The organism is Micromonospora sp. NPDC005291 (assembly GCF_040607415.1).
GTDB lineage: Bacteria > Actinomycetota > Actinomycetes > Mycobacteriales > Micromonosporaceae > Micromonospora.
The window spans coordinates 506,431-525,867 of sequence record NZ_JBEXGR010000001.1 but is presented as its reverse complement, the minus strand read 5'-3'; the positions used below and the strand labels follow the sequence as shown (position 1 = coordinate 525,867).

At 71.4% G+C, this 19,437-nt stretch carries 13 protein-coding genes; 8 read left to right on the top strand and 5 right to left on the bottom strand.

The genetic code is table 11. The features are described from left to right. Positions 1 to 60 precede the first annotated feature (60 nt). Entirely contained in the window at positions 61 to 615 is a 555-nt protein-coding gene (locus tag ABZT18_RS02315) for a hypothetical protein (RefSeq protein ID WP_354993181.1), read from the bottom strand. Positions 616 to 1,755: 1,140 nt separating this feature from the next. Between ABZT18_RS02315 and ABZT18_RS02310 the strand changes: the two genes are divergently transcribed. Next, positions 1,756 to 5,298, top strand: coding sequence for an ABC transporter ATP-binding protein (locus ABZT18_RS02310; RefSeq protein WP_354993182.1), 3,543 nt, complete (start codon positions 1,756 to 1,758; stop codon positions 5,296 to 5,298). Positions 5,299 to 5,345: 47 nt separating this feature from the next. Here ABZT18_RS02310 and ABZT18_RS02305 read toward each other — a convergent pair whose 3' ends face one another. The 4 genes from ABZT18_RS02305 to ABZT18_RS02290 form a co-directional block, all read right to left on the bottom strand. Next, entirely contained in the window at positions 5,346 to 6,413 is a 1,068-nt protein-coding gene (locus ABZT18_RS02305; protein ID WP_354993183.1) for an NADH:flavin oxidoreductase/NADH oxidase, read from the bottom strand. 69 nt (positions 6,414 to 6,482) lie between these two features. Further along, a complete protein-coding gene (locus ABZT18_RS02300) occupies positions 6,483 to 7,787 on the bottom strand; it encodes a dicarboxylate/amino acid:cation symporter (RefSeq protein ID WP_354993583.1) in 1,305 nt (434 codons plus the stop codon). A 208-nt stretch (positions 7,788 to 7,995) separates the two neighbouring features. After that, on the bottom strand, positions 7,996 to 8,652 hold the full coding sequence (locus ABZT18_RS02295; protein WP_354993184.1) for a DUF998 domain-containing protein: 657 nt from the start codon (positions 8,650 to 8,652) through the stop codon (positions 7,996 to 7,998). Next, positions 8,645 to 9,610, bottom strand: a complete 966-nt coding sequence (locus ABZT18_RS02290; RefSeq protein ID WP_354993185.1) for a glutathione S-transferase C-terminal domain-containing protein — start codon at positions 9,608 to 9,610, stop codon at positions 8,645 to 8,647. The genes ABZT18_RS02295 and ABZT18_RS02290 overlap by 8 nt, the downstream gene beginning before the upstream one ends. A 107-nt stretch (positions 9,611 to 9,717) precedes the next feature. Here ABZT18_RS02290 and pcaF point away from each other — a divergent pair, with 107 nt between their 5' ends. From pcaF to ABZT18_RS02255, 7 genes are all read left to right on the top strand, one after another. Then, positions 9,718 to 10,923, top strand: a complete 1,206-nt coding sequence (pcaF, locus tag ABZT18_RS02285; RefSeq protein WP_354993186.1) for a 3-oxoadipyl-CoA thiolase — start codon at positions 9,718 to 9,720, stop codon at positions 10,921 to 10,923. 151 nt (positions 10,924 to 11,074) lie between these two features. Further along, entirely contained in the window at positions 11,075 to 11,887 is an 813-nt protein-coding gene (locus ABZT18_RS02280) for an SAM-dependent methyltransferase (protein WP_354993187.1), read from the top strand. A 6-nt stretch (positions 11,888 to 11,893) separates the two neighbouring features. Next, on the top strand, positions 11,894 to 14,056 hold the full coding sequence (locus tag ABZT18_RS02275; RefSeq protein ID WP_354993188.1) for an EAL domain-containing protein: 2,163 nt from the start codon (positions 11,894 to 11,896) through the stop codon (positions 14,054 to 14,056). Beyond that, positions 14,053 to 14,553: a DUF456 domain-containing protein gene (locus ABZT18_RS02270; protein WP_354993189.1), complete on the top strand. Its 501-nt coding sequence runs from the start codon at positions 14,053 to 14,055 to the stop codon at positions 14,551 to 14,553. The genes ABZT18_RS02275 and ABZT18_RS02270 overlap by 4 nt, the downstream gene beginning before the upstream one ends. Before the next feature lie 306 nt (positions 14,554 to 14,859). Next, the gene (locus ABZT18_RS02265; RefSeq protein ID WP_354993190.1) at positions 14,860 to 16,446 is read left to right on the top strand and encodes an amino acid permease; all 1,587 of its coding nucleotides are present in this window, start codon (positions 14,860 to 14,862) and stop codon (positions 16,444 to 16,446) included. Positions 16,447 to 16,594: 148 nt separating this feature from the next. Further along, positions 16,595 to 17,959 carry a glutamine synthetase family protein gene (locus tag ABZT18_RS02260; RefSeq protein WP_354993191.1) on the top strand — a complete coding sequence of 455 codons (1,365 nt, stop codon included), beginning with the start codon at positions 16,595 to 16,597 and terminating at the stop codon, positions 17,957 to 17,959. A 125-nt stretch (positions 17,960 to 18,084) separates the two neighbouring features. Then, complete coding sequence (locus ABZT18_RS02255; RefSeq protein WP_354993584.1) at positions 18,085 to 19,434, top strand: aldehyde dehydrogenase family protein; 1,350 nt, start codon at positions 18,085 to 18,087, stop codon at positions 19,432 to 19,434. Positions 19,435 to 19,437: the final 3 nt, after the last annotated feature.

The following is a 19,437-nucleotide window of genomic DNA, read 5'->3' as shown; positions in this document are numbered from 1 at the left end:
GGCGTCGGTGAACCGGTCCACCCAGAGCGACTCCCGCCCACTGACCATAGGTCATGTGGGTCAGCTGTTCCAGTGCTGGCCGACGAGGTCGGTGGCCTGCTGCTCCCACTGGGCGTACGCGTCGGGGTAGGCGGAGACCTGTACGGTCTGCGCGGCCTGGGTCAGGGGCATGTCCTGCCACCCGTCGACCTGCTTCAGACCCTTGAGGAATGCGGTGGTGGAGTAGGCGGGGTCGGTGATCTGCTCCGGCGTACCCCACCCGCTGGTCGGGCGCTGTTGGAACAGGCCCAACGAGTCGTGGTCGTTGGCGTCGCCGAGGTGGCCGAGGTTCTCCAGCTTCGACTCCTGCAGGCTTGTGGCGATGGAGATGACCGCGGCCCGCTCGGGCAGTCCGGCCTTCTTCGTGGCGGCGATGATGGCCTTGACGTTGGCGCTCTGCTCGTCGTTCAGGGTGATGTGGGACTGGTCGCCCTGCGGCTTGGCGCTCTGCACCGCGACCGCGACGGGCTTGCTGTCGACCGGGTTGGCGTGGGCGGCGATCGGACCGGCGAAGACACCACCGGCGAACGCGAGACCCGCAACGGACAGCACGCTCTTACGAATGATCGTGTTCATGAGGGTTAGCTCCTTCGGGGGTAAGGACACCCAGCCGCCAAACGGGGGGAACGGCGTGCGGGGTGTGAGCACCTCGTCCGGGCGCATCAGAAATCAAGGGGAAAAGTCTTGGGGGTCGGCGGCCTACGGGCGCAGGGCTCGTGGCGCCAGGTCCAGGTGTAACGACCGGGGGGCCGGGGTCATTCCGGGGGTGGCCCATCCATCGGCACCCTCGTGGAGGCGGTCGCCGAGCGGTCGTTCGTAGGTAACCGTAACGACCGGGCGGGGTCGAGCATTCCAACCCCGGGTCGGCGCTCCAACCCCGAGGCGCGGGGTGGCGGGCCGGTGGTGCTGCGATCGTCAGGGTATGTAACGACCCCGGGCCGGCCATGATTCCGGGCCACGGGTGCGACCGGTCACAGGTCAGAATCGCCTGTGAAATGGGACATTCGACGCGGAATCGTGCACCCTGCCGGCGGCGTGGCGTTCGCCTGACGATGGTCAACTCCAGATCGCCGACATTGGGGCATCACCCGCCCCGGACACCGCGACATCCCCGACACCGAGTCGATCACCTCGGAAGGCGCGGCTGGGGCCGCGATCGACAACGCGGGTGATACCTCACAGGCATATTTATGCCTCACAGGTATCGCACCAACAACAACGACCGCCCCCGAACAGGCACTGCGGCGCCGAGTTCTGGGCGGCGGTCGCCGGGCTACCGCCGGCCGCGCCACGCGCTGAGTGCCCTGCGTTGCGCCGCGTTGCGCCGCGTTGCGCCGCGTTGCGCCGCGTTGCGCCGCGTTGCGCCGCGTTGCGCCGCGTTGCGCCGCGCGCTGGGTGTCCTGCCTCCGCGTCGAGCTGCGTGCCGAGTTGAGCCGCGTGCGTTGAGTTGTGTGCCGTGTCGAGCTGGGTGCTGGGTGTCCTGCTCCGCGTTGAGGAGGAGTACATCCGCCGGTAGGCGTTCGCCCAGCTGCTGTGGTTGGTCTTCCAGACCGACCGGCCGGTCGGTCTGGACTTGCAGGAGGTGCTGCTCGGCATCGTTCGCAGGGTCGCGCAGACCTGATTGGAAGCCCTGCTCAGAGCCGGTAAATCGGTTGAGTCGACCGGCTCCGTACCGGCACGCTGGGTTCGCCGCCACCCACGTCCGGAGGGACACCAATGCGCCTGCTCCGTGATCTGTGGGGCACCTCGTCACGTCGTATGACGATCGTGGCCGTTCTGATCGTGCTCGGCGCCGCCGGCCAGGCCGGTGCGTCGGCACTCGCCGGCGCGGTGCTGGTGCATCGTTCGTCCGGCTTCTTCACCGTGCTGGCCGCGGCGCTGGTCGCCGTGGTGCTCAGCGACCTCGCGGTGAGCCTGCTGATGGCTGGTCTGACCGCCGACTGGTCCGCCGATGTGCGCCGCCGGCTCTGCCGCGTCGCCTTCGGGCAGGACCTGCCCACCTTGGAGACCACTCCGGTGGGCGAGTTGCTCGACCGCATCGACGGGGACGTCTATCAGGTGGCGTCGGCGGTCCGTAACCAGGGCACCCGGCTCGCCCAGGGCCTCTGTGTCGGCCTGTTGTCGATGGTCGTCGCGCTGGTCGTGTGGTGGCCCGCCGGGATCGCGATGCTGCTGCTCACGGTGGTGCTCGCGGTCGGACTGCGCCGGCCCACGGCGCGGATCGGTCCGGCCCGGATGGCCGAGGAGGAGGCGTGGTCGGACCTGGCCGCGGTGATGGAGGAGGCGGTGCACGGCCAGGACGACGTGCGGACCAGCCTGGCCCGGCCGTACGTGTTGCGGCTCTACGCCCAGCGGGCCGCCGCCGTGCTGTCCCGGGGCCGCCTGGTCTGGGTGTTGTCCGCCCGGGTGGCCACGGCCGCCACCGCGACGATCCGGGCTGGCATCGGCGCGGTGGTGCTCGGCGGTGCCTGGGCGTTGACCACCGACCGGATCGACGCTGCCCGGCTCACCGCCATCTGGCTGCTCGCCCTGGCTTTCGGGGCCACCGCGGAACACGTCAGCCGGATGGTGCCGGAGATCCAGGAGGCTCTCGGCGCGTGGGCCCGGGTGCAGTTGCTCCAGAAGGCCCGGCAGGAGCCTGTCGGCGGGGCCAGCCCGACCGACGGTGACCTGCGCATCCGCGAGCTGACATTCGGGTACCAGGTGAGTGGCCCGGAGAGCGGTCGGGGGGCCGCGCTGCGCGGGGTCAGCCTCACCTTCACGCGCGGCCGCTCGTACGCGTTGATCGGGCGCACCGGCTCGGGCAAGTCGACTCTGGCGAAGGTGCTCACCAGGGCTGTCGACGTGCCGCCGGGAACGGTCTTCCTCGGCGGCACCGACCTGTGCGATCTCGATGTCGAGCAGCTGCGCCGCTGGGTGGCGCTGGTGCCGCAGCGCACCGAGATCCTGGCCGGCACGCTCGCCGAGAACGTCGCGCTCTTCGACCCGGAGCTGCTCGACGCCGCAGCCCGGGCATTGAACGAGCTGGGTCTGGCCGGCTGGATCGCCGAGCTGCCGGACGGGCTGGCGACCCGGCTGGGTGAGGGCGGGCATGTGCTCTCCGCCGGTCAGGAGCAGTTGGTCGCGTTCGCCCGGATCCTGGTCCGTGAGCCGCATGTGGTGATCCTCGACGAGGCCACCGCACGGTTGGACCCGGTCACCGAGGCACGGGTGCAGCGGGCCACCGAACGACTGTTGCGCGACCGGATCGGGATCGTCATCGCGCACCGACTCTCCTCGGTGCGCCGCTGCGACGAGGTCGTGGTGTTGGCCGACGGCGCGGTGGTCGAGGCCGGCTCGCTGGAAACGTCGACGCGCTTCGCCGAGCTGCTGGCGACCAGCCACGCCGCCGCGTACGCGGCAGCGGTGCCGGCCGGCCGCGCCGGTGCCGGCACCGACCTGCTGGTCGGCCCCGACCCGGCCGACGCCTGGCCGAGCGGGCCGACGACAGCGCAGGTCGGCCCGGTCGCGAAGGTCGCGCTGGTTGAGACGGTCGCGAAGGTCGCGCCGACCCGTGCCGACCCGCCGCCACTGCCGCCCGTACCGCCGGCCCGGACGCTGCGGGAGATCGTCCGACTCTGCACCAACGATCCCCGGTACGGGCTGGCCGCGATCGTGCTGTTCCTCACGGTCACCCTGCTGGGGTTGGACGGCCCCGTGCTGCCCTGGCTCTGGGCCGACGTGGTCGACGGGACCGGCAACCCGTACCTGCCGGCGGTGGGGATCGTGGCCGGGCTGCTGGTCACCCTGCCGGTGCCGTTCTACACCCACGTCTGGTTCCCGCAGTGGTGGGTCCGGCAGATGCTGCGGATCGGCTTGCGCCTGGTGCACGGACAGACCGGGCCGCGCCGGGTCAGCTCGCACACCCCGGCGGAGGTGGTGGCGCAGGGCGGCGACACCGAGCGGGTGGTCCAGCTCGCGGACAACGTGCTGGACCAGGCTGTCGCGTTGGTCCTGGTGGTCGCCATGACGGCGGTGACCGGCAGCGTCGTACCGGGGCTGTTCTTCCTCGGCACGATGGTCGTCTCCGGGCTGGCCGCGACGCTGTTCGGGCCGACGCTCGAGCGTGCGGCCCGGGCGACGGTGGCGGCGCGGGCTTCCTTCGCGACCGCGCTGGTCTCCGCGCTCTCCGCGGCGCGGACGGTGAAGCTCGCTGGCGCGACCGCGGCGGTGCTCCGCCATCTGGCGGACCTGGACGTGCTGCGCAGCGACCGGCAGCGACGGGAGATCTCGGTGCAGGTGTGGGCGCGCTCCACGCCGTCGGTGGCCAGTGGTCTGTTGCCGATCGGCGCGTGGGCGCTCTACCTGGGCGGCGGCCTCTCCGCCGGGGCGGTGCTGGTGGCCGTCGCCACCCTCGGTGCGGCGCGCTGGTTCGCCTGGACCACCGCGTCGTTGATCTCCCAGCTGCCCTCGGCGCGGGTCTGGACCCGGCGCACGGCGGCGATGACCGGAGTGAGCGCGTACTCCGCGGCGGTTTCGGCAGTCGACCTGGCCGCCGGGACGGCGCCCGCGCCGACGCCACCGCCCCGGCATCCGCTGCGCCGGCTGGAGCTGCGCGGCTTCGGGGTGGTGCACTCCGACGGTACGGTCGCCGTTCGGGATGTGGACCTGACGGTGCAGCGTGGGCAGTTGGTGCTGGTTGTCGGGCCGGTCGGCTCGGGTAAGTCGTCGCTGCTGCGGGCGTTGGCCGGGATCGTGCACCACACCGGCGAGCTGGCCTGGAACGGCGACCCGGTCACCGAGCCGGAATTGTTCCTGCGCCCCAACCAGGTCGGCTACGTCGGCCAGTTGCCCCGGGTGCTCTCCGGCACGGTGGCCGACAACATCGCGCTCGGGCACCAGGTGGACGCGGCCGGGGCGGTCAGCACCGCCCAGCTCGACCATGACCTGGCCGCTGCTGGCGGGGGGCTGGGCCTGCTCATCGGGCACAAGGGCACCCGGCTCTCCGGCGGGCAGTTGCAGCGGTTGGCGCTGGCTCGGGCGCTGGCCCCGCGTACCGAATTGTTGGTCGCGGACGACGTGTCGTCGGCGCTGGACGTCACCACCGAGCTGGCGCTGTGGCAGGCGTTGCGCGGACACGGGGTGACCGTGGTCGGCTCGACCGCGAAGCGCGCCGCGTTGGTCCGGGCCGACCACGTGGTGGTGCTGCTCGGCGGCACGGTGGCGGCCCAGGGCACCTGGCAGGACCTGGAGGGCGACTGGTCGCACCTGGCCGGCTGACGGTGGGGCGGCTGCCGGGGGCACGGCAGCCGCCCCACCGGCGGGGGTCAGGCTGCGCGGGCGTACTGGGCGGGCCCGGTGTACGCGACGCCGAGCTTGGCGGCGGCCCGGCGCGGCCAGTACGGGTCGCGCAGCAGCTCCCGGCCGAGCAGCACCAGGTCGGCCTCGCCGCCGGCGACGATCTGCTCGGCGTGCTCGGGCTCGACGATCAGGCCCACCGCACCGGTCAGCACGCCGGCCTCGCGGCGGATCTGGGCGGCCAGCGGCACCTGGTAGCCGGGGCCGAGCGGGATGCGCTGGTCCACGCTCACGCCACCGGAGGAGGCGTCGACCAGGTCGACGCCGACGCCGGCCAGCTCGCCGGCGAGCACCACGCTGTCCTCGATCGTCCAGCCGCCCTCGACCCAGTCGGTGGCGGAGATCCGGGTCAGCACCGGCACGTTCTCGCCGACCGCGGCGCGGACCGCGCGGGCCACCTCCAGGGTGAGGCGCATCCGGGCGGCCCGGTCGCCGCCGTAGGAGTCGGTGCGGTTGTTGGTCAGCGGCGAGAGGAACTCGTTGAGCAGGTAGCCGTGGGCGGCGTGGATCTCCACGGCGGAGAAGCCGGCATCCAGCGCGCGTTCGGCGGCTGCCGCGAACGCCTCGACCACTCCGGCAATGCCCTCCGCGTCGAGAGTGCTCGGCGTCCGGTAACCGGCGGTGAACGGCTCCGAGCCGGGGGCGACGGGCGTCCAGCCACCCTCGGCGTCGGGCACGCCGCCGCGGTTGGGTGCCCACGGTCGGTACGTGGAGGCCTTGAACCCGGCGTGCGCGAGCTGTACGGCCGGCACCGCGCCGTGGGCGGCGACGGACGCGGTCACCGGCCGCCACGCGTCGACGTGCGCATCTGACCACAGCCCGGTGTCCTGCGGGCTGATCCGGCCCTCGGGGAGCACGGCGGTCGCCTCGCTCAGCACCAGCCCGGCTCCGCCGACCGCGCGGCTCGCGAGGTGGACCAGGTGCCAGTCGGTGGGCAGACCGTCCGGGCCGGCGGAGTACTGGCACATCGGTGCCATGGCGATCCGGTTGGGCAGGGTGACCGCACGAAGGGCCAGCGGTGTGAACAGGGAGCTCATGTGGTCATCCTTTCGGAAGCGTCGATGGACCCCTCGGTGAGGGGTCCATCGACGTCGGTATGCCCGGGGTCAGGCGGGGACGGGGCTCAGCTCGTCCTGCCGGTCGGGTCGGGCGAGCGGGGTCGGCTCCGGGTCGGTCAGGTCGCGGCGGCCGGCGGACTCGTACGCGGCCCGGTCGAGGGTGCCCTCGCGGGCGGCGACCACGGTCGGCACCAGCGCCTGCCCGGCCACGTTGGTGGCGGTACGGATCATGTCCAGGATCGGGTCGATGGCCAGCAGCAGGCCGGCGCCGGCCAGCGGCAGGCCCAGCGTGCTGAGGGTCAGGGTGAGCATCACGATCGCGCCGGTCAGGCCGGCGGTGGCCGCCGAGCCGACCACCGAGACGAAGGCGATCAGCAGGTAGTCGGTGACGCCGAGCTGCACGCCGAACACCTGGGCCACGAAGATCGCGGCGAGTGCGGGGTAGATGGCGGCGCAGCCGTCCATCTTCGTGGTGGCACCGAAGGGCACCGCGAACGAGGCGTACTCGCGGGGCACGCCGAGCCGCTCGACGGAGCGCTGGGTCACCGGCATGGTGCCGACCGAGGAGCGGGACACGAAGGCCAGCTCGATCGCCGGCCAGGCGCCAGCGAAGAAGCGCAGCGGGTTGAGGCGGCCGGCGAGGATCAGCACCAGCGGGTAGACCACGAACAGCACGATGGCGCAGCCGACGTAGACGGCGGTGGTGAACTTCGCGAGGGGGGCCAGCAAATCCCAGCCGTACGAGGCGACGGCGTTGCCGATCAGGCCGAGGGTGCCGATCGGGGCGAGGCGGATGACCCACCAGAGCGCCTTCTGGACGATTTCCAGCAGGGAGCGGTTCAGTGCCACGAACGGCTCGGCGGCGTCGCCGACCAGCAGGGCCGCGGCGCCGACGACGAGGGCGAGGAAGACGATCTGGAGGACGTTGCCCTCGACGAACGCGCCGACCGGGTTGGTGGGCACGATGCCGGTGAGGAAGTCGGTCCAGGAGCCGGTGTTCTTCGGCGGTGCCGCCCCACCGAGGTCGAGGGTGACGCCCCTGCCCGGGTTGACGAGCAGGCCGAGGCCGATGCCGATGCCCACCGCGATCAGTGCGGTGATGCCGAACCACATCAGGGTCTTGAGCGCGAGCCGGGCGGCGTTGGCCACGCCGCGCAGGCTGACCACGCTGACCACGATGGCGGTGAAGACCAGCGGCGGCACGGCAAGCTTGAGCAGTTGGATGAAGAGGTTACCGACGGTGTGCAGGGTGCTGGTCAGCCAGCTCAGGTCGTTGGTGCGGGCCAGGAAGCCCAGCGCGACGCCGAGCACGAGGCCGAGCAGGATCTGCACGGAGAAGGGAATTTTGCGCAGGCCGAAAGGCATGTGGGTCTTTCCAATTGTCTGGTCCGGTCGGGGTAGGCGGAAGAGCTGGCTACGCCGGACAGACGCCGCTGGCCTGCAGTCGGAGATCGACATACAGGCGGACGGTGAGATCCCAGACATTGGTCATCGCCGGCCCACGTTACGCCGGCCCTTCTCCGAGGTGAAAGGGATGCCGACCGTGATGCTCCTTACAGCCCTACCGGCGGGCCAGGGCCAGGGCGGTGGCGGTGACCAGGCCCCACAGCACCGCGAGCGCGAGGACCAGCCGCTCCAGCACACCCACCACCGCGCCCCGACCGACGATGAGCATTGCCAGCCCGACCGTGGCACAGAGCGGCAGGGTCAGCGCGGCGGCCACCCCGGCCAATCGTCGCACCGCCGGGCCGGCCGGCCCGGACACGGCGAGCGTGACCATCGCGAAGACCACCGCCGCGGTCGCCGCGATGCTCGCGCCACCATGCACCAGATCCGCCGTCGTGGCTCGCTCGAACGGCGGCAGCGGGCAACCGGCGGAGCAGGTCACCGCGCCGGACACGGCGGTGAACACGGCACCGGTGGCGAGCAGCGCCGGTGCCGCCCACACCCCGGGAGGCAGCGCCGCGCCGACCAGCAGCAACGCGCCGGCAAGCGCGAGAACCCCGATCCGGTACGTCGCGGCGTGACCACTGCCGGCGATGCCCGCCTCACTGACGTACCCGGTGAGCCCTGGGCCAGGACCGGCGAGCACGGCGACCGTCACCGCGACCGCGCCGGCCAGCGCGCAGCCGGCCGCTGCCGAGGCGGCGACCCGGCGGGCAACGTCCGCGCGGGCCCTCGGCGCGGTCGTGGTGCCGGGCAGACCCGGCTCAGCCACGCCCGTGCGGCGTGCTCCAGCCGGACTCGTCAGGCCCGAGCGGCACGATGCCGCTCGGGTTGATCTCCCGGTGGGTGCCGTAGTAGTGCCGCTTGATGTGGTCGAAGTCCACCGTCTCGCCGAAGCCCGGGGTCTGGAACAGGTCCCGGGCGTACGCCCACAGCACCGGCATCTCGGTCAGCTTGTTGCGGTTGCACTTGAAGTGCCCGTGGTACGCGGCGTCGAAGCGGACCAGCGTGGTGAACAGCCGCACGTCGGCCTCGGTGATCCCGTCACCCATCAGGTAGCGCTGCCCGGCCAGTCGCTCGGAGAGCGCGTCCAGTCGGGTGAAGAGAGCCCGGAACGCCTCGTCGTACGCCTCCTGCGAGGTGGCGAACCCGCACTTGTAGACGCCGTTGTTGACGTCGGTGTGGATCTCGGCCATCAGTGCGTCCATCTCGGGGCGCAGTTCGACCGGGTACAGATCCGGTGCGTCGGGAGCGTGCAGCCGCCGCCACTCGGTGGAGAAGTCGAGGGTGAGCCGTGGATAGTCGTTGGTGACCACCCGGCCGGTCAGGGTGTCGACCAGCGCCGGCACGGTCACCCGGCCGGTGTAGTCCAGGTCGGTGGCCAGGTACGCCTCGGAGAGGAAGCTGACGCCGAGGACCGGGTCGAAGCCGTCCGGGTCGAGGGCGAACGCCCAGCCCCGCTCGTCCCGGATCGGGTCGACGGTGCCCAGCGAGATCGCGTCGTCCAGGCCGAGCAGGCCGCGCACGATCCTCGCCCGGTGCGCCCACGGGCAGGCGCGGCACCAGATCAGCCGATAGCGGCCGGCCTCCAGTGGCCAACGGTCCTGCTCGTCCGGGCCGCCGCCGGGCGGGGAGGTCGAGTCGGGGGTGACCCGACCGGTGAACCGGTTGGGCTGGCGGACGAACGCTCCGCCGCCGCTGGTCTCTGCGCTGAACTGGGCCCGGGCCATGCCGTCAACCTATCCGCTGCCGGCGCGGATATCCTGGCGGCTGGCAGCCCTCGCGACCCGGTGGGCGTGCCCCCACCCCCGCCGTCTGCACCCCCGAAGGACTCGCGATGACCGTGGCATACCTGGTGGCCGGTGTCCGTACCCCGATCGGCCGGTACGCGGGCGCACTGGCCGGTGTCCGCCCCGACGACCTGGCCGCGCACGTGATCCGTGAGTTGGTTGCCCGTCACCCGTCGGTGGACTGGGCGCGGGTGGACGACGTCGTGCTCGGCTGCGCCAACCAGGCCGGCGAGGACAATCGCAATGTGGCCCGGATGGCGGCGCTGCTGGCCGGCCTGCCCGAGGAGGTGCCGGGCAGCACGGTCAACCGGCTCTGCGGCTCCGGGCTGGACGCCCTCGCCACCGCCGCCCGGTCCATCGTCGCCGGGGACGCGGAGCTGGTGGTCGCCGGCGGGGTGGAGAGCATGAGCCGGGCGCCCTTCGTCATGCCGAAGGCGACGTCGGCGTACTCCCGCTCCGCCGAGGTGTACGACACCACCCTGGGCTGGCGGCTGGTGAACCCGCTGATGCGGGACGGGTGGGGGGTCGACTCGATGCCGGAGACGGCGGAGAACGTGGCCGCCGAGTACGGCGTCAGCCGGGCCGAGCAGGATGCCTTCGCGTACCGCTCGCAGCAGCGCGCGGCCAAGGCGCAGGCCGACGGCCGGTTCGCCGAGGAGATCGTGGCGGTGTCCGTCCCGGCGGGCCGCCGGGAGACCCGGTTGATCGAGGTCGACGAGCATCCTCGGGAGACCTCGCTGGAGAAGTTGGCCGCGCTGCCCACCCCGTTCCGCGACGGCGGCACCGTGACCGCCGGCAACTCCTCGGGCGTCAACGACGGCGCGGTCGCGCTGCTGGTGGCCAGCGAGGCGGCGGTGCATCGGTACGGCCTCACTCCGCTGGCCCGTATCGGCGGCGCTGCGGCGGCCGGCGTGCCGCCCCGGGTCATGGGGATCGGCCCGGTGCCGGCCACCCGCAAGCTGCTCGACCGGGTCGGCGTCGAGCTGAGCGCGATCGATGTGATCGAGCTGAACGAGGCGTTCGCCGCGCAGTCCGTGGCGGTGCTGCGTGAGCTGGGGTTGCCCGTGGACGCCGACCACGTCAACCCGAACGGAGGCGCCATCGCGTTGGGGCACCCGCTCGGTGCCAGCGGCGCGCGGCTGGCGCTGACCGCCGCCCTGGAGTTGCGCCGTCGCGGAGGCCGCAGGGCGCTGGCCACCATGTGCATTGGTGTCGGGCAGGGCATCTCGTTGCTGCTGGAATCGGCCGACTGAGCGCGGAAACAGCGTGGAGGGATCTCCCGAACGCGGGAGTCAGCCGCCTAGAGTGGTCCACACCACACGACCCGCGGGTCGACCGGTGCTCGCGGCACGCCCCGACGCTGGTGCCGTCCCGCGCCGCGGCGATGAACTGGGGAGCACGCTGATGCCGGATGGACTGCCGACCGAGATCGATCTGACCAGGCCGAGCGCGGCCCGGGTGTACGACTATTTCCTGGGCGGGGCGCACAACTTCGAGATCGACCGGCAGTTGGCCGAGCAGATCGCCAGCATGACCCCGAATCTCGCCGCCACCATGCGTTCCGGCCGTGACTTCCTGCGCCGGGCCGTCCGGGTGCTGCTCGACGCCGGCATCGACCAGTTCCTCGACATCGGCTCCGGAATTCCCACCGTGGGCAACGTGCACGAGGTGGCGCAGGGGGCGAACCCCAAGGCCCGGGTGGTGTACGTCGACATCGACCCGGTGGCCGTCGCGCACAGCCGGGAGCTGCTCGCAGGCAACGAGCTGACCGGCGTCATCCACGCTGACCTACGGGAGCCGGAGCGGATCCTCGCCGAGACCCGGCAGCTCGGGCTGATCGACTTCAGTCGGCCGATGGGCATCCTGCTGGCCGGGGTGGTGCATTTCGTTCCGGACAGCGACCGGCCCGAGGAGGTCCTGGCCACCCTGCGGGCCGCCGCCGCGCCGGGCAGCTTCCTGGTCATCTCGCACTCCACCTTCGAGGATCAGCCGCAGGAGATGCTGGACGCCCAACGCCTCTCCGCACGGACGGACACTGAGATCACGTTGCGCTCCCGCGCACAGGTCAACGGCTTCTTCGGCGATTGGACGGTCCTCGAACCGGGCGTGGTGCACATGCCGCTCTGGCGTCCCGACTCGGCGTCCGATGTGGATGAGCACCCCGAGCGGTTCGGTGCCTTCGGGGGCGTCGGCCGGTACGACCAGCCCGCAGGCTGATCTCCAGTGGCCGCCGTCCCGGATCCCAACGGGGTCGACGCTGGCCGGACCGACGCCCAGGGGTACGCCGGCGACTGGGCCCGCGCGGTTCGGCGACTCGGTTTCGTGCCCCTCAGCGCGGCCGAGACCGAGCGGCTGTTGCTGGTGCACACGATCCGGCTGGCGCAGGCGGTGCGGGCGGAGCCGTTCACCGCTCGCCCCGCCGAGGAGGTCGGGCGAGCGCTGGTGGAGGCGCACCTCACCGAACCGCAGGCTCTGGACTGGACGCTGCACGCCCTCGGTGTGGACTTCCCGCACCGGGTGCTGGGCGTGGGAGACCAGCCCGCGGACCTGGCCGACCGGATCGCGGCGGTGCAGGGCGGGCTGGCCGCCGGGTTCGCCGGCGCGCTGCGCGACCGCACCTTCAGCCAGCAGGAGCGGATCGCCCGGTCAGCCTGGCAGGCGCGCGACGAGGTCGAGCAGGCGTTGCGCGACAGCGAGGCACGGTTCCGGGCGGTCTTCACCGGCGCCGCGATCGGGATCGGCATCGCCGGCGTGGACGGTCGGATCATCGACGTCAACCAGGCGTTCGCCGACATGCTCGGCTACTCGATCGAGGAGTTGCGCGAGACCAACGTGGCGGCGCTGTTCCACGCCGACGACGCCGCCGGGATGTGGGAGCTGTACCAGGAGCTGATCGACGGCAAGCACGACGCGGTCCGGGTGGAGAAGCGTTACCACCGCAAGGACGGCACCGTGGTCTGGACGGATCTGGCCGTCTCGCTGATCCGAAACGACGGCCGGCCCCGGTTCACCGTCGCGCTGATCGAGGACATCACCCAGCGGTACGAACTCCAGCAGCGGCTGCGCTTCCAGGCGCTGCACGACCCGCTGACCGGGCTGCCCAACCGGACGCTGTTCTTCGAGACGCTGGGCCGGGTCCTCGACACCGCGGGTTCCGGGCAGCGGGTCGGGGTGTGCTTCCTCGACCTGGATGGCTTCAAGGCGATCAACGACAGCCTCGGCCACGACCTGGGTGACCGGCTGCTGGTGATGATCGGCCGGAGGCTGGCCGCGTGCGTGGCCGACCATGGCCACCTGGTCGCCCGGATGGGTGGCGACGAGTTCGTGATCCTCGTCGACGGCGGGGACGACATCGAGGACGCGGTGGCTGTCGCGGAGGCCGCGCTGGCCGCCGTCGCGGCCCCGGTGCACGTCGGTGCCCATCAGTTGGCCGTCTCGGCCAGTGTGGGCATCGTGGAGTGTCCGGCCGCGGAGACCACCGCGTCGGAGCTGATGAAAGCAGCGGACAGCACGCTCTACTGGGCCAAGGCGGCTGGCCGGGGCCGGTGGGCGGTCTACGACCCGGAGCGCAGCGCCCGGGACATCGCCCGATCGGCGCTGGTCGCCGGGCTGCCGGCCGCACTGGACCGGGGTGAGTTCGTGCTGCATTACCAGCCGATCGTTTCGCTACTGGAGGGCAGCATGCTCGCGGTGGAGGCGCTGGTCCGGTGGGAACATCCGGAGCTGGGTCTGATCGGGCCGGACCGGTTCATCGGCCTCGCCGAGGAGACCGGCCTGATCGTCCGGCTCGGCGAGTGGGTGCTGCGGCAGGCCTGCCAGGACGCCGAGCAGTGGCGGCGGGAGTTCCCCGACGCCAAGCTGGTGGTCAGCGTCAACCTGGCCGCGCGGCAGGCCGACGACCCGGCGATCGTGGACACGGTGGCAGACGCGCTGCACACCAGCGGGCTGCCGGCGGAGCTGCTCCAGCTGGAGCTGACCGAGAGCGCCGTGATGGGCAGCGCCGGTGAGCCGCTGCGCAGCCTGCACCGGCTCGCCGCGCTCGGCGTCCGGCTGGCCGTGGACGACTTCGGCACCGGGTACTCCAACCTGGCGTACCTGCGGCGGCTGCCGATCCACTCCCTGAAGCTCGCCGGCCCGTTCGTCGAGGGCATCCGCGCCGATGGGGCCGACGTCGCCGCCGACCACCGCGACGAACGGATCGTCGACGCGTTGGTCCGGTTGGCGCACGCGTTGGAGCTGTGGGTCACCGCCGAGGCGGTGGAGACCGGGGTGCAGGCGGAACGGTTGCGGGCGCTGCGCTGCGACACCGGGCAGGGCCGATACTTCGGCGCCCCGGCACCGGCCGATGCGATAACGGCCCGGCTGCGCGGCGGGGTGGCGGCGTGAGCCTGACGGATTCGCAGACGGTGGTGACCGTGGTGGCCGCGCTGGCCATCCTGGCCGGGTTGGCGGGCGTGGTGGTGCCCGGTCTGCCGGCGTTGCCGCTCTGCTGGGGTGGGGTGCTGGTCTGGGCGATCTTCGGCGGTGCCGGCATGGGTGGCTGGGCGGTGTTCGCCGCTGCCACGTTGGTCGCCGCGAGCGGCACCGTGATCAAGTACGCGTGGCCCGGGCGGAACCTGAAACGCACGGGCGTGCCGACGTCCACGCTGCTCGCCGGCGGGGTGCTCGGCATCGTGGGGTTCTTCGTGGTGCCGGTCGTGGGGCTGGTGCTCGGCTTCGTCGGCGGGGTCTGGGCGGCGGAACGGCTGCGGCTCGGCAGCAACCAACTCGCCTGGCCGTCCACCGTGCAGGCGCTCAAAGCAGCCGGCCTGTCGATGCTGGTCGAGTTCATGGCCTGCGTGATCATCACAGCTCTCTGGGCAGCCGGCCTCCTCCTCACCTGACCCCTCTTGATCACCGCAAGAAGGAGGGGTGGGGGCGCGGGGCACTCGTCGGGTACGGCGGATCGCCGTACGTGAGAGAGAGGTCGTGCCCCGCGCCGCCGCGGCCGGGCGGTCCGAGCGCCCGGGGGGTGGCCCGTCGCGAACGGGCCTGGTCACGGGGTCAAGGATGCGGCCGGGGTGGCCGGAGTGGCAACACAATTAGCCGCCACGGCGGTGAGATTCCCACCGACTACGTATTGACCGCCTTGATCGGCCGGGATCACACTTTGCGCACTCGCACGCGGAACCACCTCAGGGAGGTGTGCAGTGGCAACGACCCCCGTGCCAACCGCCGAGCATCCGATGGACGACGACGCCCGACGGCTCGCCGAACTCGGCTACAAACAGGAGCTGCGCCGCAAGTGGAGTGGCTTCTCCAACTTCGCCATCTCGTTCTCGATCATCTCGATCCTGGCCGGCTGCTTCACCACGTTCGGCCAGGCGTGGAACAACGGCGGGCCGGTCGCCATCTCCTGGGGCTGGCCGCTGATCTCACTGTTCATCCTGATCATCGGCTTCTGCATGGCCGAGCTGGTGTCGGCGTACCCGACGGCCGGCGGGATCTACTGGTGGGCGGCCACCATGGGCCGCCCGGTGCACGGCTGGTTCACCGGCTGGTTGAACCTGATCGGTCTGGTGGCGGTCACCGCCTCGGTCGACTACGGCTGCGCGACGTTCCTCAACCTCACCCTGTCGGCGCTCTTCGACGGCTGGGCCGGGACGCTGCGTCAGGCGTTCATCCTCTTCGTGATCATCCTGGCGCTGCACGGTCTGATCAACATCTTCGGGCACCGGATCATCGACGTACTCCAGAATGTCTCGGTCTGGTGGCACGTGGCCGGCGCGGCCGTCGTGGTGGCCATCCTGGTCTTCGTGCCCGACAACCACCAGAGCTTCCAGTTCGTGTTCACCGAGCGGTTCAACAACTCCGGCTTCGGTGACGGGGACATCGGCGGGCTGACGTTCTGGTTCTACGTACTGCCGCTGGGCTTCCTGCTGACCCAGTACACGATCACCGGCTTCGACGCCTGTGCGCACGTCTCCGAGGAGACCAGGGGCGCCTCACAGGCCGCCGCCCGCGGGCTCTGGCAGTCGATCTTCTATTCGGCGGTCGGCGGCTGGATCCTGCTGCTGGCGTTCCTCTTCGCGGCCACCGACGTCGAGGCGGTCAACGCCGCGGGCGGCTTCTCCGGTGCGATCTTCGAGTCCGCGCTGACCCCGGTCTTCTTCAAGGTCGTCATCATCATCTCCACCATCGGGCAGTTCTTCTGCGGGATGAGCTGTGTGACATCGATGAGCCGCATGGCGTACGCGTTCAGCCGCGACCGGGCGGTGCCGGGCTGGCGGCTCTGGTCGAAGGTCGACCGCAACGGCACCCCGGCCAACGCGATCATCGGCGCCACCCTGGCCGGCATGGTCCTCACCCTGCCGGCGCTCTACGAGAGCTCCGCCGGCATCCCGATCGCCTTCTACGCAGTCGTCTCCGTCGCGGTGCTCGGGCTCTACCTGTCCTTCCTCATCCCGATCGCACTGCGGCTGCGGATGGGCGACCGGTTCACCCCCGGGCCGTGGACGTTGGGACGGAAGTACAAGGTGCTCGGCTGGATCGCCGTGATCGAGATCGCGGTGATCGCGGTCTACTTCGTGCTGCCGATCGTGCCCGCCGGGGTGCCCGGCAACGACGGGTTCACCTGGTCGGCGGTGAACTACGCGCCGCTGGCCGTCGGCGGGGTGCTGCTGGTGGTCGCCGTCTGGTGGTACGCCTCGGCCCGCAAGTGGTTCACCGGCCCCGTGCGTACCGTCGAGGAGCCGGCGCGGTCGCCCGACCCGGCACCGGTCGACGGGCCGGGCTGACCCGTTCGTCCCGGTCCGCCGCACGGCGGACCGGGACGCGGTACGGCCGTCTCCGGGTATCCGAGCGATCCCCGTTTGCGGGGGTGGCCGCAGCGGGCATTGACGGTGATCCGTTCGACCGGTAGACCTTGGTGATGGAGGCCCGCGAATGAGGAAAGCGCCGCTCACGCTGGAACAACTGCGGGTCGCCGTCGCCGAGGGTGAGATCGACACGGTGGTGCTGGCCCTCGTCGACATGCAGGGCCGGTTACAGGGCAAACGGTTCCACGCGCCCTTCTTCCTCGACCAGGTGGTGGCCAACGGCAGCGAGGGCTGCAACTACCTGCTCGCCGTGGACGTCGACATGAACACCGTCGACGGGTACGCGATGTCGAGCTGGGAGCGCGGCTACGGCGACTTCGCGATGGTGCCGGATTTCGGCACGCTGCGTCGGGTGCCCTGGCAGCCCGGCTCCGCGCTGCTGCTGGCCGACCTGACCTGGCTCGACGGTTCGGGTGACGTGGTCGCCTCGCCCCGGCAGATCCTGCGCCGACAGTTGGACCGGCTCGCCGAGCACGGGCTGACCGCGTACGCCGGCACCGAGCTGGAGTTCGTGCTGTTCCGCGACTCGTACGAGGACGCCTGGCGGCGCGGCTACCGCGATCTGACCCCGGCCAACCAGTACAACGTGGACTACTCGCTGCTCGGCACCGCCCGGGTGGAGCCGCTGCTGCGCCGGATCCGCACCGAGATGGCCGGGGCGGGGCTGACCCCGGAGAGCGCCAAGGGTGAGTGCAATCTCGGCCAGCACGAGATCGCGTTCCGCTACGACGAGGCGGTGGCCTGCGCCGACCATCACGTGATCTACAAGAACGGCGCCAAGGAGATCGCCGCCCAGGAGGGCATGGCGATCACCTTCATGGCCAAGCCGAACGAGCGCGAGGGCAACTCCTGTCACATCCACTTCTCGCTGCGGGACTCGTCCGGCTCGTCGGCGATGCTCGGTGACGGGCCGGCGCACCTGTCGCAGACCGGGCAGCGGGTGCTCGCCGGGCTGCTGGCCACCATGCGGGAGTTCAGCCTGCTCTTCGCCCCGAACATCAACTCCTACAAGCGCTACCAACCGGGGTCGTTCGCGCCGACGGCGCTGCGTTGGGGGGTGGACAACCGCACCTGCGCGTTGCGGGTGGTCGGGCACGGGCAGGGCATGCGGGTGGAGAATCGGGTGCCCGGCGCCGACGTCAACCCGTACCTGGCGATCGCCGGGTTGGTGGCCGGCGCGCTGCACGGCATCGACGGGGAGCTGGAGCTGGGCGAGGAGTGCACCGGCAACGCGTACGACGACCCCGAGGCCGAGCGCGTGCCCGGCACCCTCCGCGACGCCCTGACCCTCTGGGAAAACTCCACGGTGGCCCGAAGCGCCTTCGGCGACGAGGTGCTGGCCCACTACGCCAACCAGGCAAGAGTGGAGATCGCGGCGTACGACGCAGCGGTAACCGACTGGGAACTGACCCGTGGCTTCGAACGCCTCTAACGGTCTCGTCCGCCCACCCTGCCGCGTCGATCATGGAGTAGTGGTGGCCGGAGTGCGGTGGATTGCGGCTTTCGCGAGGCACCACAACTCCATGATCGACAAAGAGGGGCGGTGGGGGCGTGACTTTGGTTGTTGATCCGGCTTCTGGGGTGGGGTTTCGGGAGGTCAGCGGGGCTTCCGTGGGGGAGGTTGATGCGATCATCTCGCGGGCCGCTGCGGCTTTTGAGGTTTGGCGGGGGGTGGGGGCGGGGGATCGGGCTCGGTTGCTGCGGCGGTTCGCCGCTGTCGTCGACGCGCATCTGGACGAGTTGGCGGCGCTGGAGGTCCGCAACTCCGGGCACACCATCGGCAACGCCCGCTGGGAGGCCGGCAACGTTCGCGACGTGCTGGACTACTACGCCGGCGCGCCCGAGCGACTGACCGGGCGGCAGATCCCGGTGCCCGGTGGATTGGACGTCACCTTCCACGAGCCACTTGGCGTGGTCGGCGTCATCGTGCCGTGGAACTTCCCGATGCCGATCGCCGCCTGGGGGTTCGTCCCGGCCCTCGCCGCCGGCAACACCGTGGTGCTCAAGCCCGCCGAGCTGACCCCGCTCACCGCGCTGCGGCTGGCGGAGCTGGCCCGCGAGGCCGGTCTGCCCGAGGACGTGTTCATCGTCGTACCGGGGGAGGGCTCGGTGGTGGGGGAGCGGTTCGTCAGCCACACGGCGGTCCGCAAGATCTGCTTCACCGGCTCCACCGAGGTCGGCACACGGATCATGGCCGGCTGCGCCGCCCAGGTGAAGCGACTCACCCTGGAGCTGGGCGGCAAGAGCGCGAACATCGTGTTCGCCGACGCCGACCTGGAGCGCGCCGCCGCGACCGCGCCGGGCGCGGTCTTCGACAACGCAGGCCAGGACTGCTGCGCACGGTCGCGGATCCTGGTCCAGCGTCCGGTGTACGACCGCTTCCTGGCACTACTCGAACCAGCGGTACGCGCAGTGCGGGTGGAGGACCCGTCCCGGGACACCGCCGAGATGGGTCCCCTGATCTCCGCGGCTCAGCGGGACCGGGTCGCCAGCTACCTGGCCGGGGCGAAGGTCGCCTTCACCGGCTCCTGCCCCGACGGCCCCGGGTTCTGGCACGCGCCCACGGTGCTGCTGGCCGACTCGCCGGCCGACCGGCACTGGCGGGAGGAGATCTTCGGCCCGGTGGTCTCGGTACTGCCGTTCGACGACGAGGCCGACGCGATCCGGCTCGCCAACGACACCGAGTACGGCCTCTCCGGCTCGATCTGGACCCGGGACGTGGGTCGCGCCCTCCGCCTGGCCCGCGCTGTCGACGCGGGCAACCTCAGCGTCAACTCGCACTCCTCCGTGCGCTACTGGACCCCGTTCGGCGGGATGAAGCGCTCTGGACTCGGCCGTGAGCTGGGCCCGGACGCGCTGCACTCCTTCACCGACGTCAAGAACGTGTTCATTTCGACAGAGGAGTGACGC